This window comes from Pseudomonas sp. Lb2C2, assembly GCF_052112205.1.
Lineage (GTDB): Bacteria > Pseudomonadota > Gammaproteobacteria > Pseudomonadales > Pseudomonadaceae > Aquipseudomonas > Aquipseudomonas kilonensis.
This window is the reverse complement of record NZ_JAUTYW010000003.1, coordinates 592,196-613,137: the sequence shown is the minus strand read 5'-3', so window position 1 is coordinate 613,137 and position 20,942 is coordinate 592,196. Positions and strand designations below refer to the sequence as shown.

18 protein-coding genes are annotated in these 20,942 nt (G+C 63.6%); 10 read left to right on the top strand and 8 right to left on the bottom strand.

Annotated elements, in window-relative coordinates; translation table 11 throughout:
- Positions 1–214 precede the first annotated feature (214 nt).
- The 6 genes from Q7F16_RS11075 to Q7F16_RS11050 form a co-directional block, all read right to left on the bottom strand.
- Positions 215–697: a chemotaxis protein CheW gene (locus tag Q7F16_RS11075; protein ID WP_046063247.1), complete on the bottom strand. Its 483-nt coding sequence runs from the start codon at positions 695–697 to the stop codon at positions 215–217.
- A complete protein-coding gene (locus Q7F16_RS11070; protein WP_409555789.1) occupies positions 690–6,617 on the bottom strand; it encodes an Hpt domain-containing protein in 5,928 nt (1,975 codons plus the stop codon). The genes Q7F16_RS11075 and Q7F16_RS11070 overlap by 8 nt, the downstream gene beginning before the upstream one ends.
- A gap of 185 nt (positions 6,618–6,802) precedes the next feature.
- Positions 6,803–8,866 (bottom strand): methyl-accepting chemotaxis protein, encoded by a 2,064-nt coding sequence (locus Q7F16_RS11065; RefSeq protein WP_409555788.1) that lies wholly within the window; start codon positions 8,864–8,866, stop codon positions 6,803–6,805.
- 211 nt (positions 8,867–9,077) lie between these two features.
- On the bottom strand, positions 9,078–9,617 hold the full coding sequence (locus Q7F16_RS11060; protein WP_014340665.1) for a chemotaxis protein CheW: 540 nt from the start codon (positions 9,615–9,617) through the stop codon (positions 9,078–9,080).
- A gap of 10 nt (positions 9,618–9,627) precedes the next feature.
- Positions 9,628–9,993 carry a twitching motility response regulator PilH gene (gene pilH / locus Q7F16_RS11055; protein ID WP_003206465.1) on the bottom strand — a complete coding sequence of 122 codons (366 nt, stop codon included), beginning with the start codon at positions 9,991–9,993 and terminating at the stop codon, positions 9,628–9,630.
- A gap of 48 nt (positions 9,994–10,041) precedes the next feature.
- The gene (locus Q7F16_RS11050) at positions 10,042–10,470 is read right to left on the bottom strand and encodes a response regulator (RefSeq protein WP_409555787.1); all 429 of its coding nucleotides are present in this window, start codon (positions 10,468–10,470) and stop codon (positions 10,042–10,044) included.
- A gap of 224 nt (positions 10,471–10,694) precedes the next feature.
- On the opposite strand from Q7F16_RS11050, the gene gshB reads away from it, so the two are divergent.
- From gshB to Q7F16_RS11015, 7 genes are all read left to right on the top strand, one after another.
- Positions 10,695–11,648 carry a glutathione synthase gene (gene gshB, locus Q7F16_RS11045; RefSeq protein WP_409555786.1) on the top strand — a complete coding sequence of 318 codons (954 nt, stop codon included), beginning with the start codon at positions 10,695–10,697 and terminating at the stop codon, positions 11,646–11,648.
- Between the two features lie 76 nt (positions 11,649–11,724).
- Complete coding sequence (locus tag Q7F16_RS11040; RefSeq protein WP_046063244.1) at positions 11,725–12,621, top strand: energy transducer TonB; 897 nt, start codon at positions 11,725–11,727, stop codon at positions 12,619–12,621.
- A 210-nt stretch (positions 12,622–12,831) separates the two neighbouring features.
- On the top strand, positions 12,832–13,401 hold the full coding sequence (locus tag Q7F16_RS11035) for a YqgE/AlgH family protein (protein WP_079302963.1): 570 nt from the start codon (positions 12,832–12,834) through the stop codon (positions 13,399–13,401).
- Positions 13,401–13,838, top strand: coding sequence for a Holliday junction resolvase RuvX (ruvX, locus tag Q7F16_RS11030; protein WP_409555785.1), 438 nt, complete (start codon positions 13,401–13,403; stop codon positions 13,836–13,838). The genes Q7F16_RS11035 and ruvX overlap by 1 nt, the downstream gene beginning before the upstream one ends.
- Positions 13,839–13,922: 84 nt before the next feature.
- Positions 13,923–14,429: a bifunctional pyr operon transcriptional regulator/uracil phosphoribosyltransferase PyrR gene (gene pyrR, locus Q7F16_RS11025; protein ID WP_409555784.1), complete on the top strand. Its 507-nt coding sequence runs from the start codon at positions 13,923–13,925 to the stop codon at positions 14,427–14,429.
- A 24-nt stretch (positions 14,430–14,453) separates the two neighbouring features.
- On the top strand, positions 14,454–15,458 hold the full coding sequence (locus tag Q7F16_RS11020) for an aspartate carbamoyltransferase catalytic subunit (protein ID WP_003177495.1): 1,005 nt from the start codon (positions 14,454–14,456) through the stop codon (positions 15,456–15,458).
- Positions 15,455–16,726, top strand: coding sequence for a dihydroorotase (locus tag Q7F16_RS11015; RefSeq protein ID WP_409555783.1), 1,272 nt, complete (start codon positions 15,455–15,457; stop codon positions 16,724–16,726). The genes Q7F16_RS11020 and Q7F16_RS11015 overlap by 4 nt, the downstream gene beginning before the upstream one ends.
- A 123-nt stretch (positions 16,727–16,849) precedes the next feature.
- Here the strand turns inward: Q7F16_RS11015 and Q7F16_RS11010 are convergent, their stop codons facing one another.
- On the bottom strand, positions 16,850–17,278 hold the full coding sequence (locus Q7F16_RS11010) for an NINE protein (protein ID WP_046063241.1): 429 nt from the start codon (positions 17,276–17,278) through the stop codon (positions 16,850–16,852).
- A gap of 249 nt (positions 17,279–17,527) precedes the next feature.
- Between Q7F16_RS11010 and Q7F16_RS11005 the strand changes: the two genes are divergently transcribed.
- The gene (locus Q7F16_RS11005) at positions 17,528–18,139 is read left to right on the top strand and encodes a C40 family peptidase (RefSeq protein ID WP_079302965.1); all 612 of its coding nucleotides are present in this window, start codon (positions 17,528–17,530) and stop codon (positions 18,137–18,139) included.
- 174 nt (positions 18,140–18,313) lie between these two features.
- Here the strand turns inward: Q7F16_RS11005 and Q7F16_RS11000 are convergent, their stop codons facing one another.
- Positions 18,314–19,348, bottom strand: coding sequence for a type IV pilus twitching motility protein PilT (locus Q7F16_RS11000; protein WP_014340671.1), 1,035 nt, complete (start codon positions 19,346–19,348; stop codon positions 18,314–18,316).
- 53 nt (positions 19,349–19,401) lie between these two features.
- On the opposite strand from Q7F16_RS11000, the gene Q7F16_RS10995 reads away from it, so the two are divergent.
- Entirely contained in the window at positions 19,402–20,088 is a 687-nt protein-coding gene (locus Q7F16_RS10995; protein WP_046063240.1) for a YggS family pyridoxal phosphate-dependent enzyme, read from the top strand.
- 35 nt (positions 20,089–20,123) lie between these two features.
- Positions 20,124–20,942 carry a pyrroline-5-carboxylate reductase gene (gene proC, locus Q7F16_RS10990; RefSeq protein WP_046063239.1) on the top strand — a complete coding sequence of 273 codons (819 nt, stop codon included), beginning with the start codon at positions 20,124–20,126 and terminating at the stop codon, positions 20,940–20,942.

Here is a 20,942-nt window from a genome sequence, read left to right as displayed (position 1 = left end):
TTTGACTGGGCCGGCTCCCGGGCTTCTCAAAAGTGAGCCGCCGTCAGGGCGGAACCCTAAGCCGCCGTTACCGCAGCAATGGATATGTACCCGATCAACAAGAGCAAGGCCAGCTGTCAGGCCGCCATCGCGAGCAAGCTCGCTCCCACAGTTTGATCGAAGTACAACCGGGAGAAAAAGGTCGGCTCGCTCCCACATTGAAGCTTCGTATGCCTCAGGTTTTGTAGGGTTGAATCAGACCCGCAGCCATCACCAACTCCTCCAGCGCCAACAAATCCGGCACTTTCGCCACGTGTTCCCCCACTTGCACCGCCGCCTGTTCCAACCCACACAGCGGCACGTCGACGTAGCTCAATTGGCTGTCGAGCTTGTAGGAGCGCGGGATGCCTTGCACCAGCAGGGCAATGAAACGCAACTCCGGCCGCCCGCCCAAGGCGTTGAGCACGACAATGCGCACGCGCTCGCCAATCACGGTCTTCTGGCCGCAGGCCGACTCGAAGCTCAACAACGGGATTTGCCGCTCGCGCCAGCTCACCCAGCCCAGGAACCACGGCGGGGTGTCCATATCGAATACGCTGCTCTGGTAGTCGATCAGTTCCGCCACCGCCACGTTGGGCAACACCAGGTGCCGGTCGGCCAATGGCAACAGCAGACCGGTGAGCGGGCTGGTGCGCGAGTGAAGATGCAGGTCATGCATGGGTTTTGCTCCAGTAGGCGATGCTGTCGAGCAGCACCGATTCCTGGTACGGCTTGCCCAGGTAGTCATTGACACCGATGGCCATGGCGCGGTCGCGGTGTTTCTGGCCGGTGCGGGAGGTGATCATGATGATCGGCAGATGCGCCAGGCGCGGGTCGTTGCGCACTTGCGTGGCCACTTCGAAGCCGTCCATGCGCGGCATCTCGATGTCCAGCAGCATCAGGTCCGGGGCGTGCTCGGCCAGCAGCGCCATGGCGTCCACGCCATCCTTGGCGGTCAGGACGTGCATGCCATGGCGCTCCAACAAGCGGCTGGTGACCTTGCGCACCGTCACCGAGTCGTCCACCACCAGCACCAGCAACGGCCGTTGCGGTTCGCCCTCGCCTTCAGCCGGCACCTGGCGCCGCGGGACCTGGTGGGGCAAGGCGCGGATCGGCGCCAGCAGGTCGAGAATCAACACCACCCGGCCGTCCCCCAGAATCGTCGCCCCGGACAAGCCCTGTACCGCCGAGAACTGCGGGCCGAGGCTCTTGACCACGATCTCCCGGGTCCCGACGGTAGCGTCCACCTGCACCGCGACATGCCGCTCGTTGCACTGTACCAGCAGCACCGGCAAGGGTTGGCTCTGGCCCAGCAGTTTCGGCCGGGCGCCGGTTTTCAGCAGTTCACCGAGGTAGCACAACTCGTACCGCTGCCCGGCGTAGGTGTAGGTCGGCGGATCGAGCTGGTAATAGCCGTCCAGTTCGGCGGGCAACACCCGGACAATGCTCTCGATGGTGTTCAGCGGGATCGCATACTGGTCTTCGTGACAGTGCACCATCAACGCCCGGTTCACCGCCACGGTAAACGGCAGGCGAATGCGGAAATGCACGCCCTGCCCCGGCGTGGAGTCGATGATCATGCTGCCGCCCAGTTGCCGCACCTCTTCATGGACCACGTCCATGCCGACGCCGCGTCCGGAGATCTGGGTGATTTTCTCGGCCGTGGAAAACCCTGGCTGCAAGATGAACTGCAGCACGTCGCGGTCGCTGATGTCGCTGTCCGGCGCCAGCAAGCCACGCTTGATCGCCTTGTTCCGCACCGCCTCCAGCGGCACGCCGGCGCCGTCGTCACGGATGTCGAAAATGATGTCGCCGCCCTCCCGGGACAGGTCGAGGCTGATACGCCCTCGTGCCGGCTTGCCGGCGGCAATGCGTACGTCGGCCGGCTCCAGGCCGTGATCGACGGCGTTGCGCAGCATATGCTCAAGAGGTGCAGACATGCGTTCCAGCACGTTACGGTCCATCTCGCCGTCGGCATTGCCAACCACGAATTCCACGTCCTTGCCCAGTTCCTGCGCCACTTGCCGGACGATGCGCTTGAGCCGGGGCAGCATGCGCTCGAACGGCACCATGCGCGTACGCATCAGGCCTTCCTGGAGCTCGGTGTTGATCCGCCCCTGCTGTTGCAGCAGGACCTCGGCATCGTGATTGCTTCGATCAAGGGTTTCCTTGAGCTCGAGCAAGTCCGAGGCGGACTCGAACAGTGCCCGGGACAACTGCTGCAACTGGGAGTGGCGGTCCATCTCCAGCGGGTCGAACTCTTCATAGCCCAGGCGCTCGGCCTCGACCTGTTGCCGGCTGAGAATCCGCCCCTGGGTTTCGGTATCCAGGCGCCGCAACTGGTCACGCATGCGCTCGATGGTGGTTTCCATTTCGCCCAGGGCCACGTGCGCGTCGTTGACCTGCTGTTCGATGCGCCCACGGAAGATCGACGTTTCGCCCGCCAGGTTCACCAAGTCGTCGAGCAATTCGGCGGAGACCTTGACCATGTCCGCACCGTCGCCCGGTGCACTGGGATCAGGTCTTGCGGGCGCCGTTGGCGGTGCCACGACAGGCACCGGTTCCGGCGCCGATTCAGCCTGCGGCGCAGCGTTCTCCTGGGGATGATTCACCGCCTGGATCTGTGCGATCAGCCGGTCCGCCAGCGGGCACGGGTGGCCGGCGCGCACGGCGTCGAGCATCTGCGCCAGTCGATCATGGCTGCTTTGCAACAAGGTGAACAGCGCCGGGGTCGGCTGAAGCAGACCCGCTGACAGGCCTTCGTAGAGGTTTTCCAGCTCGTGGGCCAGGTCGCCGATGGGCACGATTTCCACCATGCGCGCACCGCCCTTGAGGGTGTGCAAGTCCCGCAGCAAGGTTTCCACGGCCTGGCGATTCGACGGTTCTTCCTGCCAGCGCAGCAGCGCCGCGCCCGAGCTGTCGAGGATGTCGAAGCCTTCCTCAAGGAAGATTTCCAGCAATTCGGGATCATGGCCGGCGCCGTCGGCCTGGGCCGCTGCGCTCGTCTCGATGGCGTTCGGCTTGTCCTGGCGGAACCGTCGAATGGCGTCGATCAGCGCAACGGGATCGCCCAACGGCTGGCCCTGTTGCAACTGCCCGAGCAACAGGTCGAGGCGTTCATGACTGCTGCCAAGCAGTTGCGCCAGTTCCTCGCTGTAGCTGTAGCGCCGGTCCACCAACCCTTCGTAAAGGTTTTCCAACTCCTGGGCCAGGTCGCTCACCGGCCGGATGTCGGCCATTCGCGCACCGCCCTTGAGGGTGTGCAAGTCACGTTGCAGCGAGGACAGCGGCGCACCGTTGTCCGGATCGGCCAACCAGCGTTGCAAGGCCTGGGCGGCGCTTTCAAGGATGTCCTGGGCTTCTTCGAGGAAAATCGCCGCGAGGTCATCTTCCATCGAGGTATCGACGGGCGCATCACGCTCCATTTCCGCCGTCGCGTGGCCCAGTTCGCGGATGCTCAGGGTGCGGCTGCCGTCGCTGCGGATCAGGCCGGTGGCCGACGGATCGAGGCTCTCCTGGAGCAGGCGGCGCAAGGCCTGTACTCGCTCGGGCTGCGGATGCACATGCTGCCCGGCCGCCAGCTCATCGAGCATGTCGATCAGCGCTTCATGGGCGCGCTGGGCCTCCTGGAAAAATTCATCGCTGACCGCCAGGCTGCTTTCTTCTACCGCACCGTAGAGGTCGAGCAGGGCTTCGCAGAGTTCGTCTACCGGGTGCAAGTCGGCCAGATGCGCGCCTTCGCCGAGGGTGGTCAGCTCATCGAGCAGCGCACTCAGTTCCTGGCCTTCGCCGGGGTGCTGCTGCCAGCGCTGCAAGAGGCTTTCGGCGTCCAGCAGGATGTCCATGCCCTGGGCCAGAAAGTTGTTGATCAACTGTGGGTCGCGCTTGGTTCGCAGCGCTTTGTCCGGTGCACTGTTGGCAGCGTGCAGACGCTCGGCCAACTGGGCCTGGGCGCGCTGGATCAGATCTTCGGCGCCGGGGATCGGCGCCAGCGGCTCGCTGTGCAACTGGCGCAGGCCGCGGCGCAGCAGGCCTTCGGCTTCCAGCAGCAATTCGACCTCATCCAGGTCGAGGGCAATCAGGTGCGCCCGGTATTCCCGGGCCAGTTCATCCATCGCCCCCGCCAGTTCGGCGATCGGCAGCACGCCGGCCATCGACGCGCTGCCCTTGAGGGTGTGCAAGGCCCGCTGTAATTCATCGCTGGCCTGCAACGGCAGGTGGTCGGCCGACTGATCGAGAAAACGATTGAGGCTGGCGAGGTGGCCTTGGGCTTCGTTGTCGAAGATTTTCAACAGCAGCGGATCGAGAGCGGCCACGTCCTGCTCGTCTTCATCCTCCTCGTCGCCGCCCTTGGCCAGGACATGGGCGCGGGCGGCCAAGCGGTCGACGTCGTCGCGCTGGCGCTGGTGATTGGCCGCGAATTCGGCCACCAGGGCCGGCAACAACTGCACCGTGTCTTCGATCAACTGGCGGACCGAAGCCTGCGGCTCGACGCTGCGCTCCAGGACCCGGTTGAGCAGGTTTTCCACGGCCCAGGCCAGTTCACCCAGCACCAGCGCCCGAACCATCCGGCCACTGCCCTTGAGGGTGTGGAAAGCCCGGCGCAGTTCACTCAGGGCGCCGTGGTCATCAGGCTGCGCACTCCAGCGCGGCAGGTACTCACGCAGGACGTCCAGCACCTCGTCGGTTTCCTCGAGGAAGACCTCGCGCAACTCGTCGTCCACCGGACTTTCATCCAACGGTGGCGGCAACAGGCTGCCCGGGGTGCTCCTGGCCGGCGGATTGACCGCCAATACCGGGCTGGCCAGCACCTCGGCCAGGGACTGCACCGTCTGCGGGTCGTCCAGTTCCTGCAAATCCTGCATGACCTGGGCCTCGTTGGGGCTCAACACATCGTCGAGCACCGGCACCCGCGCCTCGTCAGGGAAATAACCGAGCGCAGCCAGGCTCCGCTCGACCGCATCCAGCAGGGGCTCACCGGGGGTTTCCGGGTCCTCGCTCAAGCGCTCCAGGTAGTATTCGAGGCCAGTGATCACGTCGGCCAGGTGGTCGAGTTCTTCCCAGCCCGGCTGGGCCTGCTCCAGCAGCAGATGGTCACGGATGAACGCATTGCAGGCTTCCACCAGGCTGGCGGCACGGCTCAGGGGAATCATCGCCAGCGCGCCGCGCACCTGGGTCAGCAGCGCCGGCAAGGGCTGCAGTTGTTCGCTGTTCCAGTCCGCGTCGATGTAGTCGACGATCATGTCCTTGGCCTGTTGCAGGCAGGTGTGGGCTTCCTTGATGACGATCTGGTGGATCTGGGTCAGGTCGGTGGTGGGCAGGTGGGTGTCTTCGCGGCTCTCGGGCTCGACGGTGCCGACCATGCCGGCCAGGGTCGCCTCGACGTAGAGCAAGGCCCCGGCGACGTCCATGAGGGTCGCGTCATCCGGCTCGCGCTGGCCCTGGGCGAGGCTCAGGACCACCGCCAGTTGATCGATGATGACCTTGCGCGGCTGGCCGAAGCCCAGCACCGCCAGGGTGTCGGCGATCTGCCGCAGCGGCGCCAGCAGGCTGTCCAGCTCCGAGGCGTGCTGGCGATCGCTGCGCACGAACAGATCCAGGCGTTCCTTGACCCGTACCAGTTCCTCGCACAGCGCGGCGAGCACCGAGCGCATGGCATCGCGGTCGGGCCCGGCCAGGCGCGCGCGTTCTTCGTCGACCATGGCGCTGTCAGGCAGCGCGTCGTCCAGTGAGTAGCGTTCTTTCATGATCTGCATCTGCCCGCTGGGATGTTCGGCCTTGGCAATATAGAACAACAAACTCTTGAGCAGGTGGGGCGGTGCCGGCTGATTGATGCCAGGCATGCCTTGGTCCAGCAGGCGCTTGAGTTCCTTGTCGGCTTCCTTGAACAGGCTGCGCAGCGCCGGGCTGTTGGTAATGCGCCCGTCACGCATGCCTTCGACCAGCGCCGAGGCCACCTGCCATAAGGCATTGAGCGGCGCCCCAGTACACAAGGTCTCCAGGCGATGGAAGACCTTGGCCAGGTAACCGAGGTGGGTTGCGTCATCCTGTTCGCGCAACAGGCCCACCAGGGCCATTTGCAGGGTCTGGCGCAATTTGCGCAAGGTGTTTGGCAGGTCAGCGGGTTCGAGGCGCTGCAAGGCCTCGTCGCTGAGCGGCGCAATATCGGGCAACTCGGGGCTGAACAGGCTGGTTTCCGACAACAGGCTCTCGCCCCGGGCACTGCGCAGGTCGTTGATCAGGGGCAGCACCACCAGCGGCAGGTCGCGACGGGCACTTTGTATGCGGTCCAGGTAGATCGGCAACTGCCCCAGGGCCTGGCTCAACAGGCTGATGGCTTCGTCGCGATGGGTGACGCGGTTGTCCTGCAGGGCGGCGCACAGCTGCTCCATCTCCTCGGCCAGCAACGCCGCACCGTAGAACTCGACCATCTGCAGGCCGCCGTGGACCTGGTGAATACAGGCCAGGCATAGCCCGAGGGCATCCGACGCCTGCGGATCGTCCACCAGGCGGTTGAGGGCCAGATGAGCCTGTTTCAGCGTTTCGGCAATCTCGCCCTTGACCCATTCCAGGGCCACGTAGTCGTGCCGATCACCCATAACCACTCCAAATCAACAGTCGTATGCCAGTGGTACGGCCGAGGACTCCGTGGCGAGGGAGCTTGCTCCCGCTTGAGTGCGCAGCGCTCACAAAATATTTGGGGCGGCTGCGCCACCCAGCGGGAGCAAGCTCCCTCGCCACAAAAGCGCCCTTGCCACAGGTACATCCCCTCCCAGCAGGTCAGTCACCCTTTTTCCTCATCGCCAGCCGCTGCCGTCGTCGGCAACGTAAACCCCGACACCGAACGACGCAGCTGGCTGGCCATTTTCGCCAGGTTGCCAATGCTCTCGGCGGTGGCGGTGGAACCGGACGAGGTCTGCGAGGTGATCTGCTGGATCACGTTCATGGTCAAGGAAATCTGCCCCGCCGAGGTGGTCTGTTGCTGCGCTGCGTTGGAAATGCTCTGGATCAGCGCCGCCAGGGTCTTGGACACGCCTTCGATTTCTTCCAGGGCGACACCGGCGTCCTGGGCCAGTCGCGCACCGCGCACCACTTCGGTGGTGGTCTGCTCCATGGAAATCACCGCCTCGTTGGTGTCGGCCTGGATCGCCCGCACCAGGGTCTCGATTTGCCGGGTCGCCGCCGAAGAGCGCTCGGCCAGGCGCTGCACTTCATCGGCCACCACCGCGAACCCGCGTCCGGCATCACCGGCCATGGACGCCTGGATGGCGGCATTGAGGGCCAGGATGTTGGTCTGGTCGGCGATGTCGTCGATCAGGCTGACAATGTCGCCGATTTCCTGGGATGACTCACCCAGGCGCTTGATGCGCTTGGCGGTGTCCTGGATCTGCTCGCGAATGTTGTCCATGCCATGAATGGTGTTGTGCACCACCTCATTACCCTTGTTGGCAATCTCCACCGACCGCTCGGCCACCGCCGACGACTCGGCGGCATTGGCCGAGACCTGATCGATGGACTGGGCCATTTCATTAATTGAAGTCGAAGCTTCGGAGATTTGCTGGGCCTGGTGCTCGGAAGCCTGGGCCAGGTGCATCGCCGTGGCCTGGGTTTCCTGCACAGCGGCGGCGACCTGGCCGGCGGTGAGGTTGATGGTCGCCACCAGGTCGCGCAGCTGGTCCACCGAGTAGTTGATGGAGTCGGCGATGGTGCCGGTGAAGTCTTCGGTGACCGAAGCGGTGACGGTCAGGTCGCCATCGGCCAGGTCTTCGATTTCATCCAGCAACCGCATGATCGCGTTCTGGTTGCGTTCGTTCTTTTGTGCGGTTTCGTGCAACTGGCGATTGGTTTCGCGGACCATCACCAGGCCAATCAGGATGATCGACATCAGAGCCAGCAAACCCAGCACATAGCCGCCAATGGTGTTGATGGAACGCCCGCCGGCGAGGTTTTCGAAGGCCGTGGCCAGGTGCGAAGCCTCGTCGAGCAGGGTCTGCGACAGGTTGAAGATGTTGCCGGCCGATTCGCGGACCTTGAACAGCTCCGGGGAGGTCTCGAGGATTTCGTCCACCGAACCGGAGACGAACTCGAAGAGCTCGCTGATTTCGCTCAGGCGTGCCCGGGCATCGCGGTCCTGGACCTGGGATATCTTCAGGGCCGGGTCACCTTGCAACATGCCATTGAGCACCTGGCCAAAACGCGCGGCGTCGCGACCGAAGGTGTCGGCGGCCTGGCTGGCGTTTTCGTCCCCCGCAAGCACGGTATTCACCGCGCCGAGAATCCGCTCGGCCAGCAACGACTGGCGCTGGGCCATGGCCACCTGGGCGGCCGGCGCGCCGCGTTGCAGCAGGATCTCGACGACTTTTTCGTACTCGACCTGCAACTGCGGCACGGTTTCGGCCAGGGTCGCCGCCACCTGGTGCAGCGACAGCACGGTCTGTTCGCTGGAGAGGATGGCATCGGTGTTCTTGAGCAGGCGCTCCCAATCCAGCTGCACGGCGCGCATCTGCGGGCGCAGGGTGGCCGGCGCAGGGGGCAGGCCGGTCACCGGGTCGCCCTGTTTCAGGGAGCCCCAGCGCTGGGCGAAGTCATTGCGCGCATCGCTCAGCAGCTTGAACGCCGCGGGCTTGCCGGCGGCGGCCTCGGTGGCGTTCTTGGCGATGCGCTGGGACAGCACCCGCAGCTCACCGGCGTGGCCGATGTACTGTTTGTCGTAGGTGGATTGGGTGTTGAGGTAAGCGAAGTTGGCGAACAGCAGCATGATGAAGATGATCAGCGCGACGAACAGCACGATGATCTGCGAACGACTGCGCGACGCTTCCAGTGGCTTGCCTGTTTTTGCTTTGATCATCGGTTCTCGCCTGTACTGCCCAATCCAACTTACAGCTATTAACTGTAAGCAAGCCTTTGTCGTGCAGCCTGCTCAACCAGTGCGGCTCTGTGGGAGCAAGGCTTGCCCGCGATGAGAACGACACAGTTTTCTCGCCAACCGAGGCACCGCCATCGCGAGCAAGCTTTGCTCCCACCGGCTCGCTCCCACAAGGGGCCTGCGCTGCATCTCGTTAAATCGCCACATCCATGAACCCCGGCGACCGCGCCAGGGCAAACGGGCTGAACACTTGCCACTCGCGCTCGCCGCCAAACCGGCCCTTGACGAAGGCCGCTTCCGGGCCGTCGAGGTCGTCCACCAGCGTCGGTTCCAGGCTGTCCTGGGCAAAATGCTGCAGCCCGAGGACCTCGTCCACCAACAACCCGGCGAACACCTCGTCGTGATCCACCACCAACACGCGCCGCTGCTTGCGAACGCTCGACAGCTCGTGGCCAAAGAACCCGCACAAGTCCATCAACGGCAACAAGCGCCCGCGCAGGTTAGCCACTCCACGCACCCACGGCTTGACCCCGGGCAAATGCGTGTGACGTGGTTCGTGCAGCACTTCGCTGACTTCGCCCATCGGCGCCACGTACCAGTGCTCGCCCAAGCGAAAGCCGATGCCGCTCCAACCGGCGCGATGGGTCGGCTGGGAGGGCAGGTCCGCCCCCAGCAACCGGCAGCGCCGGTCGATCTGCAGCAGCAGTTCGAATGCGGTCAGGGATTGGCTCATGGCCGCGCCGTCAGCCAGCCAGCACTTTGTTCAGGGTCGCGATCAGGGTTTCTTCGTCCACCGGTTTGGTCAGGTAGTCCTTCGCCCCTTGGCGCGTCCCCCAGACCTTGTCGGTGTCCTGGTCCTTGGTGGTGATGATGATCACGGGGATGTGGCCGGTGTCCGGGTCCTTGGTCAACTGGCGCGTGGCCTGGAAACCGTTGAGGCCGGGCATGACGATGTCCATCAGCACCGCATCGGGTTTTTCCTGGCGGGCCAGGGCCACGCCATCGGCGCCATTCTCGGCCTTCAGGACCTGATGGCCGTGCTTTTCCAGCATGCCGGTCAGTTTGTACATTTCAGTCGGCGAATCATCGACGATCAGAACTCGTGCCATGGTGTTCCCCATTTTCTTGTTGACCCCAGGCCCGTTGGCCAAGTGTCATTAATGTGCCTGGTGCGGCTGGACAGCGGCAAAGCCCGGGACATGGGCCTGTATCGCCCCCAGCAGTTCTTCCTTGCTGAACGGCTTGGTCAAAAACTGATCGGAACCGACGATGCGTCCCTTGGCCTTGTCGAACAACCCGTCGCGGGACGACAGCATGATCACCGGCGTGGCCTTGAACGCGCTGTTGTTCTTGATCAGGGCACAGGTCTGGTAGCCATCCAGGCGCGGCATCATGATGTCGACAAAAATGATGCCCGGATGATGGTCGGCGATCTTGGCCAGGGCATCGAAGCCATCGACGGCCGTGATCACCTCGCAGCCCACGTTGCGCAGCAAGGTTTCGGCGGTGCGGCGGATGGTCTTCGAGTCGTCGATGACCATGACCTTCAAGACGCTGGGTTGCTGCTGCGTGAGATGCTCTGCCATTGCCACTGCGAACCGGTTTTTAACGCGTAAGTGTGATCGACAGCGCAAACCCTTGATGTTCAAGGCCCGCACGTCACATGGCAGCCTTTTTAGCACAGTCTCCATCGCCGATCTATCGGCCGCTCGGCGCGGTGGTTTTTCCTTGACCGCCAATCTTCCGGGCGCCACTCTGACGCCACTTTTTCGCACCAATATGTGCCCATCACATTTCGAGGAACCAAGCCATGAGCGTACGCGTCGGCATTGTCATGGACCCTATCGCCAGCATTTCCTATAAAAAGGATAGCTCGCTGGCCATGCTGCTGGCCGCTCAGAAGCGCGGCTGGGAGCTGTTCTACATGGAGCAGCGCGACCTCTACCAGGCCGAAGGCCAGGCTCGGGCGCGGATGAAACCGCTGAAAGTCTTCGCCCACCCCGAGAAGTGGTTTGAGCTGGGCACCGAGAACGACGCGCTGCTCAGCGACCTGGACGTGATCCTGATGCGCAAGGATCCGCCATTCGACATGGAGTTCGTGTACTCCACCTACCTGCTGGAACAGGCTGAAAACGCCGGTGTGCTGGTGGTCAACAAGCCCCAGAGCCTGCGCGACTGCAACGAAAAGCTGTTCGCCACGCTGTTCCCGCAGTGCACGCCGCCGACCATCGTCAGCCGTCGCCCGGACGTGTTGCGCGAATTTGCCGACCATCACGGCGACGTGATCCTCAAGCCCCTGGACGGCATGGGCGGCTCCTCGATCTTCCGGCACACCGCCGGCCACCCGAACCTCTCGGTGATCCTGGAAACCCTGACCTTGCACGGCAAGCAGCAGATCATGATCCAGGGTTACCTGCCGGCCATCGTCGATGGCGACAAACGCATCCTGATGATCGACGGCGAACCGGTGGACTATTGCCTGGCGCGCATCCCGGCAGCCGGCGAAACCCGCGGCAACCTGGCGGCTGGCGGGCGTGGCGAGGCGCGTCCGTTGACCGACAAGGATCGCTGGATCGCCGCCCAGGTCGGCCCGACCCTGCGCGAAAAAGGCCTGCTGTTCGTAGGCCTGGACGTAATCGGCGAGCACCTGACGGAAATCAACGTCACCAGCCCGACCTGCATCCGCGAGATCGACAATGCCTTTGGCACCGACATCGGCGGCATGCTGATGGATGCCATCGATCAGAAGCTCAAGGCTCGTTGATCCAGATCTGCTGAAGGAAACCCACATTGCGTTATCATGCCCGGCCTGAAAAAAACGCGATGTTGGTTTCCTTGTCATGACACTCCCGTCCGATCTGCCCCAAGAGCTCGCCCATCGTGGCGTGCGCCCGGCCGATCGCCTCGGTTTTACCCTGTTCCTGGCGGCGTTGATCCACCTGGCCCTGCTGCTGGGCGTCGGCTTTGCCACGGTCGAGCCCAAGCAGATCAGCCAGACCCTGGAAATCACCCTGGCCACCTTCAAGAGCGAGACCAAGCCCAAGAAGGCCGACTTCCTCGCCCAGGAAAACCAGCAAGGCAGCGGCACCCTGGAAAAAAAGGCGATCCCCAAGACCACCGAGATCGCGCCGTTCCAGGATACCCAGGTGCAGAAAGTCACCCCGCCGCCAGCCGCCAAGCCCGAAGTGCAGGAGACGGCGCCCAAGGCAGCCGTGACCACCGTGGCGCCGAAGCCAAAAAAGGCCCCGGTCAAGGAGGAGGTCAAGCCTGATCCCAAACCCAAGGCCCCCGAACCCACCTTCGATAGCTCGCAGTTGTCCAGCGACATCGCCAGCCTGGAAGCCGAACTGGCCCAGGAGCAACAGCTCTATGCCAAGCGCCCGCGTATCCACCGCCTGAGCGCCGCCTCGACCATGCGCGACAAGGGTGCCTGGTACAAGGATGAATGGCGCAAGAAGGTCGAGCGCATCGGCAATCTCAACTATCCCGACGAAGCGCGGCGCAAACAGATCTACGGCAACCTGCGACTAATGGTCTCGATCAACCGTGACGGCTCGCTGTATGAAGTGCTGGTGCTCGAATCCTCCGGCCAGCCGCTTTTGGACCAGGCCGCCCAACGGATCGTGCGCCTGGCCGCACCGTTCGCGCCGTTTACCGGGGATCTGTCGGACATCGACCGGCTGGAAATCATCCGCACCTGGAAGTTCGCCCGGGGTGATCGGCTTTCCAGTAACTGAGCCGCATCGATGATGGCAGGGACTTGTGGGAGCGGGCTGTGTGGGAGCAAGGCTTGCCCGCGATGAAAACGCCGCGGTCTCTTGAGGACCGCAGCGCCTGGATCGCGAGCAAGCTTTGCTCCCACAAAGCTCGCTCCCACAGGGGATTGGTGACAGTCTCAGGTATTTCCTGGCTTGTCAGTTCGCCCCTGCCCCGCCACACTAGCGCCTATGAAAAACGTCAGCCCCACCTACCTCAAGCATCACTTCCTGATTGCCATGCCGCACATGGCCGATCCGAATTTTGCCCATACCTTGACCTACATCGTCGAGCACACGGCCAATGGGGCCATGGGGCTGGTGATCAATCGTCCGCAGGAGCTGAACCTGGCGGACATCCTGGAGCAGTTGCGCCCCGACGTAGAACCGTCACTCCTGTGCCAGCACGTGCCGATTTTCATCGGCGGCCCGGTGCAGACCGACCGCGGTTTCGTGCTCCACCCGTCGGGCCCTAAATACCAGGCCACCGTGGATCTGGAGGGTGTGTCGCTGTCCACCTCCCAAGACGTGCTGTTCGCCATCGCCGACGGCGTCGGCCCGCAAAAGAGCCTGATCGCCCTCGGCTATGCTGGTTGGGAACCCGGGCAACTGGAAGCCGAACTGGCCGACAACGCCTGGCTGACCTGCCCGTTCGACGCCGACATCCTGTTCAACACCAGCAGCGAACTGCGCCTGGAAGCGGCGGCCAGCCGGCTGGGGATCAACCTCAGCCTGCTCACCAGCCAGGCAGGACACGCCTGATGGCCCTGCGCTTGCTGCTGGGCTTCGATTACGGCACCAAACAGATCGGCGTAGCGGTCGGCCAGGTCATTACCGGCCAGGCCCGCGAGTTGTGCACCCTGAAGGCGCAGAATGGCGTTCCGGACTGGAACCAGGTCGAAGCGCTGATCAAGGAGTGGAAGCCCGATGCCGTGGTGGTCGGCCTGCCGCTGAACATGGACGGCACGCCCAGTGACATGTGCCTGCGCGCCGAAAAATTCGCCCGCCGGCTCAATGGCCGCTACAACCTGCCCTTCTATACCCATGACGAGCGCCTGACCACCTTCGAGGCCAAGGGCGAGCGCCTGGCGCGCGGCGGGCAGAAAGGCAGTTACCGCGACAACCCGGTGGACGCCATCGCTGCCGCCCTGCTGTTGCAAGGCTGGCTCGACGCCAACACCGCCCTGTTCGAAACCTGATTTTTTGAAAGCGCCGCCAAGGCGCTTTCTCTTAGCGATAGACCGCGCCATTCACCACCGGCCCGGGAACCTGAAGGAGCCAGCATGAGCCTGCCCAATCCTGCCGAACTGATCAGCCAGATGGCGATTCGTCTCAAGGCACACCTGGAACACCGCGGCATCAGCGAGCCGCGCTACATCGGTATTCGCACCGGTGGCGTCTGGGTCGCCCAGGCCTTGCTCGAAGCACTGGGCAGCCAATCGCCACTGGGCACCCTGGACGTGTCCTTCTACCGCGACGACTTCAGCCAGAACGGCCTGCACCCGCAAGTGCGCCCCTCGGCCCTGCCATTCGAGATCGAAGGCCAGCACCTGGTGCTGATCGACGACGTGCTGATGAGTGGCCGGACCATCCGCGCCGCCATGAACGAACTGTTCGACTACGGCCGCCCGGCCAGCGTGACGCTGGTGTGCCTGCTGGACCTGGACGCCGCCGAGCTGCCGATCCGGCCGAACGTGGTCGGTGCGACGCTGAGGCTGGCTGCCCACGAGCGGGTCAAGCTCTCCGGCCCGTCGCCGCTGCAACTCGAACTGCAAGACCTTGCCCTTTAACTGCCCTTGTAAGAGTCCATCGCGATGACGCCTCTCGAAACCAAGCGCCCGCTGCAGCTCAACGATCAGGGCCAGCTGCGGCACTTCCTGTCCCTCGACGGCCTGCGCCGCGAGCTGCTGACGGAAATCCTCGACACTGCCGACTCGTTCCTCGAAGTCGGTGCCCGGGCGGTGAAGAAAGTCCCGTTGCTGCGCGGCAAGACCGTGTGCAACGTGTTCTTCGAAAACTCCACCCGCACCCGCACCACCTTCGAACTCGCGGCCCAGCGGCTGTCGGCGGACGTGATCACCCTCAACGTGTCCACGTCCTCGGCGAGCAAGGGTGAAACCCTGCTCGACACCCTGCGCAACCTAGAAGCCATGGCCGCCGACATGTTCGTCGTGCGCCACGGCGACTCCGGCGCGGCGCACTTCATTGCCGAACACGTCTGCCCGCAAGTGGCGATCATCAACGGCGGCGACGGCCGTCACGCCCACCCGACCCAGGGCATGCTGGACATGCTGACCATCCGTCGGCACAAGGGCAGCTTCGAAAACCTGTCGGTGGCCATCGTCGGCGACATCCTGCACTCGCGGGTGGCGCGCTCCAACATGCTGGCCCTCAAGACCCTCGGCTGCCCGGACATTCGCGTGATCGCACCGAAAACCCTGCTGCCCATCGGCGTCGAGCAATACGGCGTGAAGGTCTACACCGACATGACCGAAGGCCTCAAGGATGTGGACGTGGTGATCATGCTGCGCCTGCAACGCGAGCGTATGACCGGCGGCCTGCTGCCCAGCGAGGGCGAGTTCTACCGACTGTTCGGCCTGACCACCGCACGCCTGGCCGGGGCCAAGCCGGACGCCATCGTCATGCACCCGGGGCCGATCAACCGCGGCGTGGAGATCGAGTCGGCGGTGGCCGACGGGCCGCACTCGGTGATTCTCAACCAGGTGACCTACGGCATCGCCATCCGCATGGCCGTGCTGTCCATGGCCATGAGCGGGCAAACGGCCCAGCGCCAATTCGACCAGGAGAACGCCCAGTGAAGCTCAGCATTCTCGGCGCACGCGTGATCGATCCAGCCAGTGGCCTGGATCAAGTGACTGATATCCATATCGATGCCTGCAAGATCGTCGCCCTTGGCGCGGCGCCGGCCGGTTTCGTCGCGGTCGAGACCCTCGAAGCCCAAGGCTTGGTGGCCGCTCCCGGCCTGGTGGACCTGAACGTCGCCCTGCGCGAACCGGGCTACAGCCGCAAAGGCAGCATCGTCAGCGAAACCCGGGCCGCCGCTGCCGGTGGCGTGACCAGCCTGTGCTGCCCGCCGCAGACCAAACCGGTGCTGGACACCTCGGCCGTGGCCGAACTGATCCTCGACCGCGCCCGCGAGGCCGGCAATACCAAGGTCTTCCCGATTGGCGCACTGAGCAAGGGCCTGGACGGCGAGCAACTGGCCGAACTCATCGCCCTGCGTGACGCCGGTTGCGTGGCGTTCGGCAACGGCCTGAACAGTTTCCGCAACACCCGCACCCTGTGCCGTGCCCTGGAATACGCGGCGACCTTCGGCCTGACGGTGATCTTCAACTCCCAGGACCACGACCTGGCCGAAGGCGGCTTGGCCCACGAAGGCCCGACCGCCAGCTTCCTCGGTCTGCCGGGCATCCCGGAAACCGCCGAGACCGTGGCCCTGGCCCGGGACCTGCTGTTGGTGGAACAAAGCGGCGTACGTGCCCACTTCAGCCAGTTGACCAGTGCTCGCGGTGCGGCACTGATCGCCCAGGCCCAGGCCCGCGGCTTGCCGGTGACCGCAGATGTGGCGCTGTACCAGTTGATCCTCACCGACGAAGCCCTGATCGATTTCAACAGCGTCTATCACGTCCAGCCGCCGCTGCGCACCCGCGCCGACCGCGATGGCCTGCGTGAGGCGGTGAGGTCCGGGGTGATCTCGGCCATCTCCAGCCATCACCAACCCCATGAGCGCGATGCCAAGCTGGCACCGTTCGGCGCCACCGAGCCGGGCATCAGCAGCGTCGAACTGCTGCTGCCGCTGGCCTTGACGCTGGTGGAAGACGGTTTGCTGGACCTGCCGACCTTGCTCGCACGCCTGAGCGCCGGCCCGGCCCAGGCGCTGCAACTGCCGGCGGGAAAACTCGCGGTTGGCGCCGCGGCGGACCTGGTGCTGTTCGACCCTGCCGCCTCCACCGTGGCCGGTGAAGCCTGGCGCTCCAAGGGTGACAACTGCCCGTTCCTCGGCCATAGCCTGCCGGGGGTGGTGCGCTACACACTGATGGATGGGCGGATTACCCACCAGGCCTGATACCGCAACGCGCCTATCGCGAGCAAGCTCGCTCCCACAGGTGGATCTTTGGTGAACACATGATTTGTGAACACCTCGATCCAGTGTGGGAGCGAGCTTGCTCGCGATACAGGCGACCCGGTCTTACTGAAAAGCCCCACGCTTCTGCGCATTACGAATCGAGACCTGATCATTCAGCGTCCAGAAGTCATACAGCACCCCCAGGAAAAACAACCCGCCGGTCAGCAGGTAGAGAATCCCGCTGAGCCATTTGCCCTGGTACATGCGGTGTACGCCCAGCACCCCGAGAAACGTCAGCAGAATCCACGCCACGCTGTATTCGATAGGCCCCGGAGTGAAACGCAGGTCCGCTTCACGATCCATGGCCGGAATCAGGAACAAGTCGATCAGCCAACCAATGCCCAGCAGGCCGAAGGTGAAGAACCAGATCGTGCCCGTGACCGGCTTGCCGTAATAGAAACGATGGGCACCGGTGAAACCGAAAATCCACAGCAGATACCCAATGACCTTGCTGTGGGTATCGCGGATTGCATCCTGCTGATAGCTGTTCATGAATGGCCTCTTTTGCCTCGATAGATAAATTTTTTCTGACTTTTTGTGACTTTTTCGTGTCTGCCCGACAAGCGGTCCTGGGCGCCACGAACCGGCGAAAGCCCCGTAGCATAGGGGTTCTGTCGGACAATCAGGTCAATTTGTCGCATTTTGCAGGGTTTTGCGCTGCGTTTCGAATCGACAAACGGCCTCGGAAACGCAAAAAAAGCTGTTATAAAGTTGCGCGCTAACCTTTAAGAGCCTTGCCTAATGCGTCCATTTTTCAAGACATGGCTAACCATCTGCCTATTATTGCCACTGGCCGCCCACGCCACCAATCGTGAGCAACGCCTTCCCAACGTCAACGGCTATACCCCGAAATCCCATGTTTCTGCTCCCTTGAGCAAGAACAAGCCAAGTGCCCAGCGCGTGAGCACAGCCAACAGCAAGCTGGTCCCGCCGATGGCGACCAAAGCGAGCAGCAATGTGTTGAGTCGCGCCGTGAATGTACTTGGCACACCTTATCGTTGGGGCGGCAGTAGCCCAAGTAAAGGTTTCGATTGCAGCGGCTTGGTGAAATACGCCTTCAACGACGCCACCTTCGACCTGCCGCGCACCTCCAACGCCATGGCCGCCGGTCATGGCGAGAAAGTCGAGCGCAAGGACCTCAAGCCCGGCGACCTGATCTTCTTCAAGCTCAAGAGCCGCCGGGTCAACCACGTGGCCATCTACCTGGGCAACGACCGCTTCATCCACGCCCCGCGCCGTGGCAAGTCGGTGAGCATCGACACCTTGAACAAACCGTACTGGAACAGTCACTACGTGGTCGCCAAGCGTGTGCTGCCGAAAGAGCCAGGTGCGATGCGCGTGGTTCAGCGCTGATCTGAAGAACTCAGCAGCCCTGTGGCGAGGGAGCTTGCTCCCGCTGGGCTGCGAAGCGGCCCAAAACCAGGCGCCACCGTCACCCAGACAGTTCCAGACAGCCGCTTTCAGGGCCGCTCCGCGCCCCAGCGGGAGCAAGCTCCCTCGCCACAAAAGCTGTGCTTTCTGCTGCCTCTAGAAGTTATCCGGCGTACGCGCCCGCTCCCGCGCATGCTCGCGGCTGATCAGCCCCTTGCTCACCAAGTCCTTCAGGCACATGTCCAGCGTCTGCATCCCCAGCGAACCGCCGGTCTGGATCGCCGAGTACATCTGCGCCACCTTGTCTTCACGGATCAGGTTCCGAATAGCCGAGGTGCCCAGCATGATTTCATGCGCCGCGATCCGGCCGCCGCCGATTTTCTTGACCAGCGTCTGGGAAATCACCGCCTGCAACGACTCCGACAACATCGAGCGAACCATGGACTTCTCATCCCCGGGGAACACGTCCACCACCCGGTCAATGGTCTTGGCCGCCGACGTGGTGTGCAGGGTGCCGAACACCAGGTGCCCGGTTTCCGCAGCGGTCAGCGCCAGGCGAATGGTTTCCAGGTCGCGCATCTCCCCCACCAGGATCACGTCCGGGTCTTCCCGCAGGGCCGAACGCAGGGCCGTGGAAAAACCCTGGGTGTCACGGTGTACCTCACGCTGGTTGATCAGGCATTTGCGCGGTTCGTGCACGAATTCGATAGGGTCTTCGATGGTGAGGATGTGATGGTGCTTGTGGCTGTTCAAGTAGTCGATCATGGCCGCCAGGGTGGTGGACTTGCCTGAACCGGTCGGCCCGGTCACCAACACCAGCCCGCGCGGCGATTCGGTCACCTTGCGAAACACCTCGCCCATCCCCAGGTCTTCCATGGTCAGGACTTTCGACGGAATGGTGCGGAACACTGCCCCTGCGCCGCGATTCTGGTTGAAGGCGTTGACCCGGAACCGCGCCACGCCCGGCACGTCGAAGGAAAAATCGGTCTCCAGAAACTTTTCGTAATCTACTCGTTGCCGGTCGTTCATGATGTCGTAGATCAGTTCATGAACCTGCTTGTGGTCCAGTGCTGGCAGGTTGATGCGCCTGACATCGCCATCGACGCGGATCATCGGTGGCAGCCCGGCGGACAGGTGCAGGTCCGACGCGCCCTGCTTGGCGCTGAACGCCAGTAACTCAGTGATATCCATAGCGCTCCTCAATTCCAGTAGAATGCCGCGAACCTCACCGCTGGCGCTTCTTTATGTCCACGATAGCAGACAACATCGCTCAGGTTAGTTCGCGCATCCGCGCTGCGGAGCAGGCCGCCCAGCGTGCCGAACACAGTGTCAAACTGCTGGCCGTGAGCAAGACCAAACCCGTCCAGGCCCTGCGCGAAGCCTATGCCGCCGGCCTGCGGGACTTCGGCGAGAACTACCTGCAAGAAGCCTTGGGCAAACAGCTCGAACTGACCGACCTGCCCTTGATCTGGCACTTCATCGGCCCCATTCAATCGAACAAGACGCGCGCTATCGCCGAACATTTCGACTGGGTGCATTCCGTGGACCGCTTGAAAATTGCACAGCGCCTGTCCGAGCAGCGTCCGGCCGAGTTACCGCCGCTGAACATCTGCATCCAGGTCAACGTCAGCGGTGAAGCCAGCAAATCCGGCTGCACCCCGGCGGACCTGCCCGCCCTGGCCAACGCCATCAGCGCGCTACCCCGCCTGAAACTGCGCGGGTTGATGGCGATTCCCGAACCCACCGAAGACCGCGCCGCCCAGGACGCTGCCTTCGCCGCGGTCCAACGCTTGCAAGCCAGCCTCGCACTACCGTTGGACACCCTTTCCATGGGCATGAGCCACGACCTTGAGTCAGCCATCGCCCAAGGCGCCACTTGGGTGCGCATCGGTACGGCCCTGTTTGGTGCCCGCGACTACGGTCAATCCTGAAACATGGCCGACTCATCTCTTTATAAGGACCTGTCATGAGCAACACGCGTATTGCCTTCATCGGCGCCGGCAACATGGCCGCCAGCCTGATCGGCGGCCTGCGGGCCAAGGGCCTGGACGCTTCTTTGATCCGCGCCAGCGATCCGGGTGAAGAGACCCGCACCCGGGTGAGCAGCGAACACGGCATCGAAACCTTCGCCGATAACGCCCAGGCCATCGACGGCGCGGACGTCATCGTGCTGGCAGTCAAGCCGCAGGCGATGAAAACCGTCTGCGAAGCCCTGCGCCCAAGTCTCAAGCCTCATCAACTGGTGGTGTCGATTGCCGCCGGCATCACGTGCGCCAGCATGAACAACTGGCTCGGCGAGCAGCCGATCGTACGCTGCATGCCCAATACCCCGGCACTGCTGCGCCAGGGCGTCAGCGGCCTGTTCGCCACTTCCCAAGTGTCCGCCGCACAACGCCAGCAGGCCGAGGAGCTGCTGTCGGCTGTCGGCCTGGCACTGTGGCTGGACACCGAACAGCAACTGGACGCCGTCACCGCCGTCTCCGGCTCGGGCCCGGCGTACTTCTTCCTGCTGATCGAAGCCATGACCGCCGCCGGCGAGAAACTCGGCCTGCCCCGGGAAACCGCCGCCAGGCTGACCTTGCAGACCGCCCTCGGTGCCGCGCACATGGCGGTGTCCAGCGATGTCGATGCGGCCGAGCTGCGTCGCCGCGTCACCTCGCCGGCCGGCACCACCGAAGCGGCCATCAAATCGTTCCAGGCCGGGGGCTTCGAAGCCCTGGTGGAAAAAGCACTCGGCGCCGCCGCGCACCGCTCGGCCGAAATGGCCGAACAACTGGGCCAATAA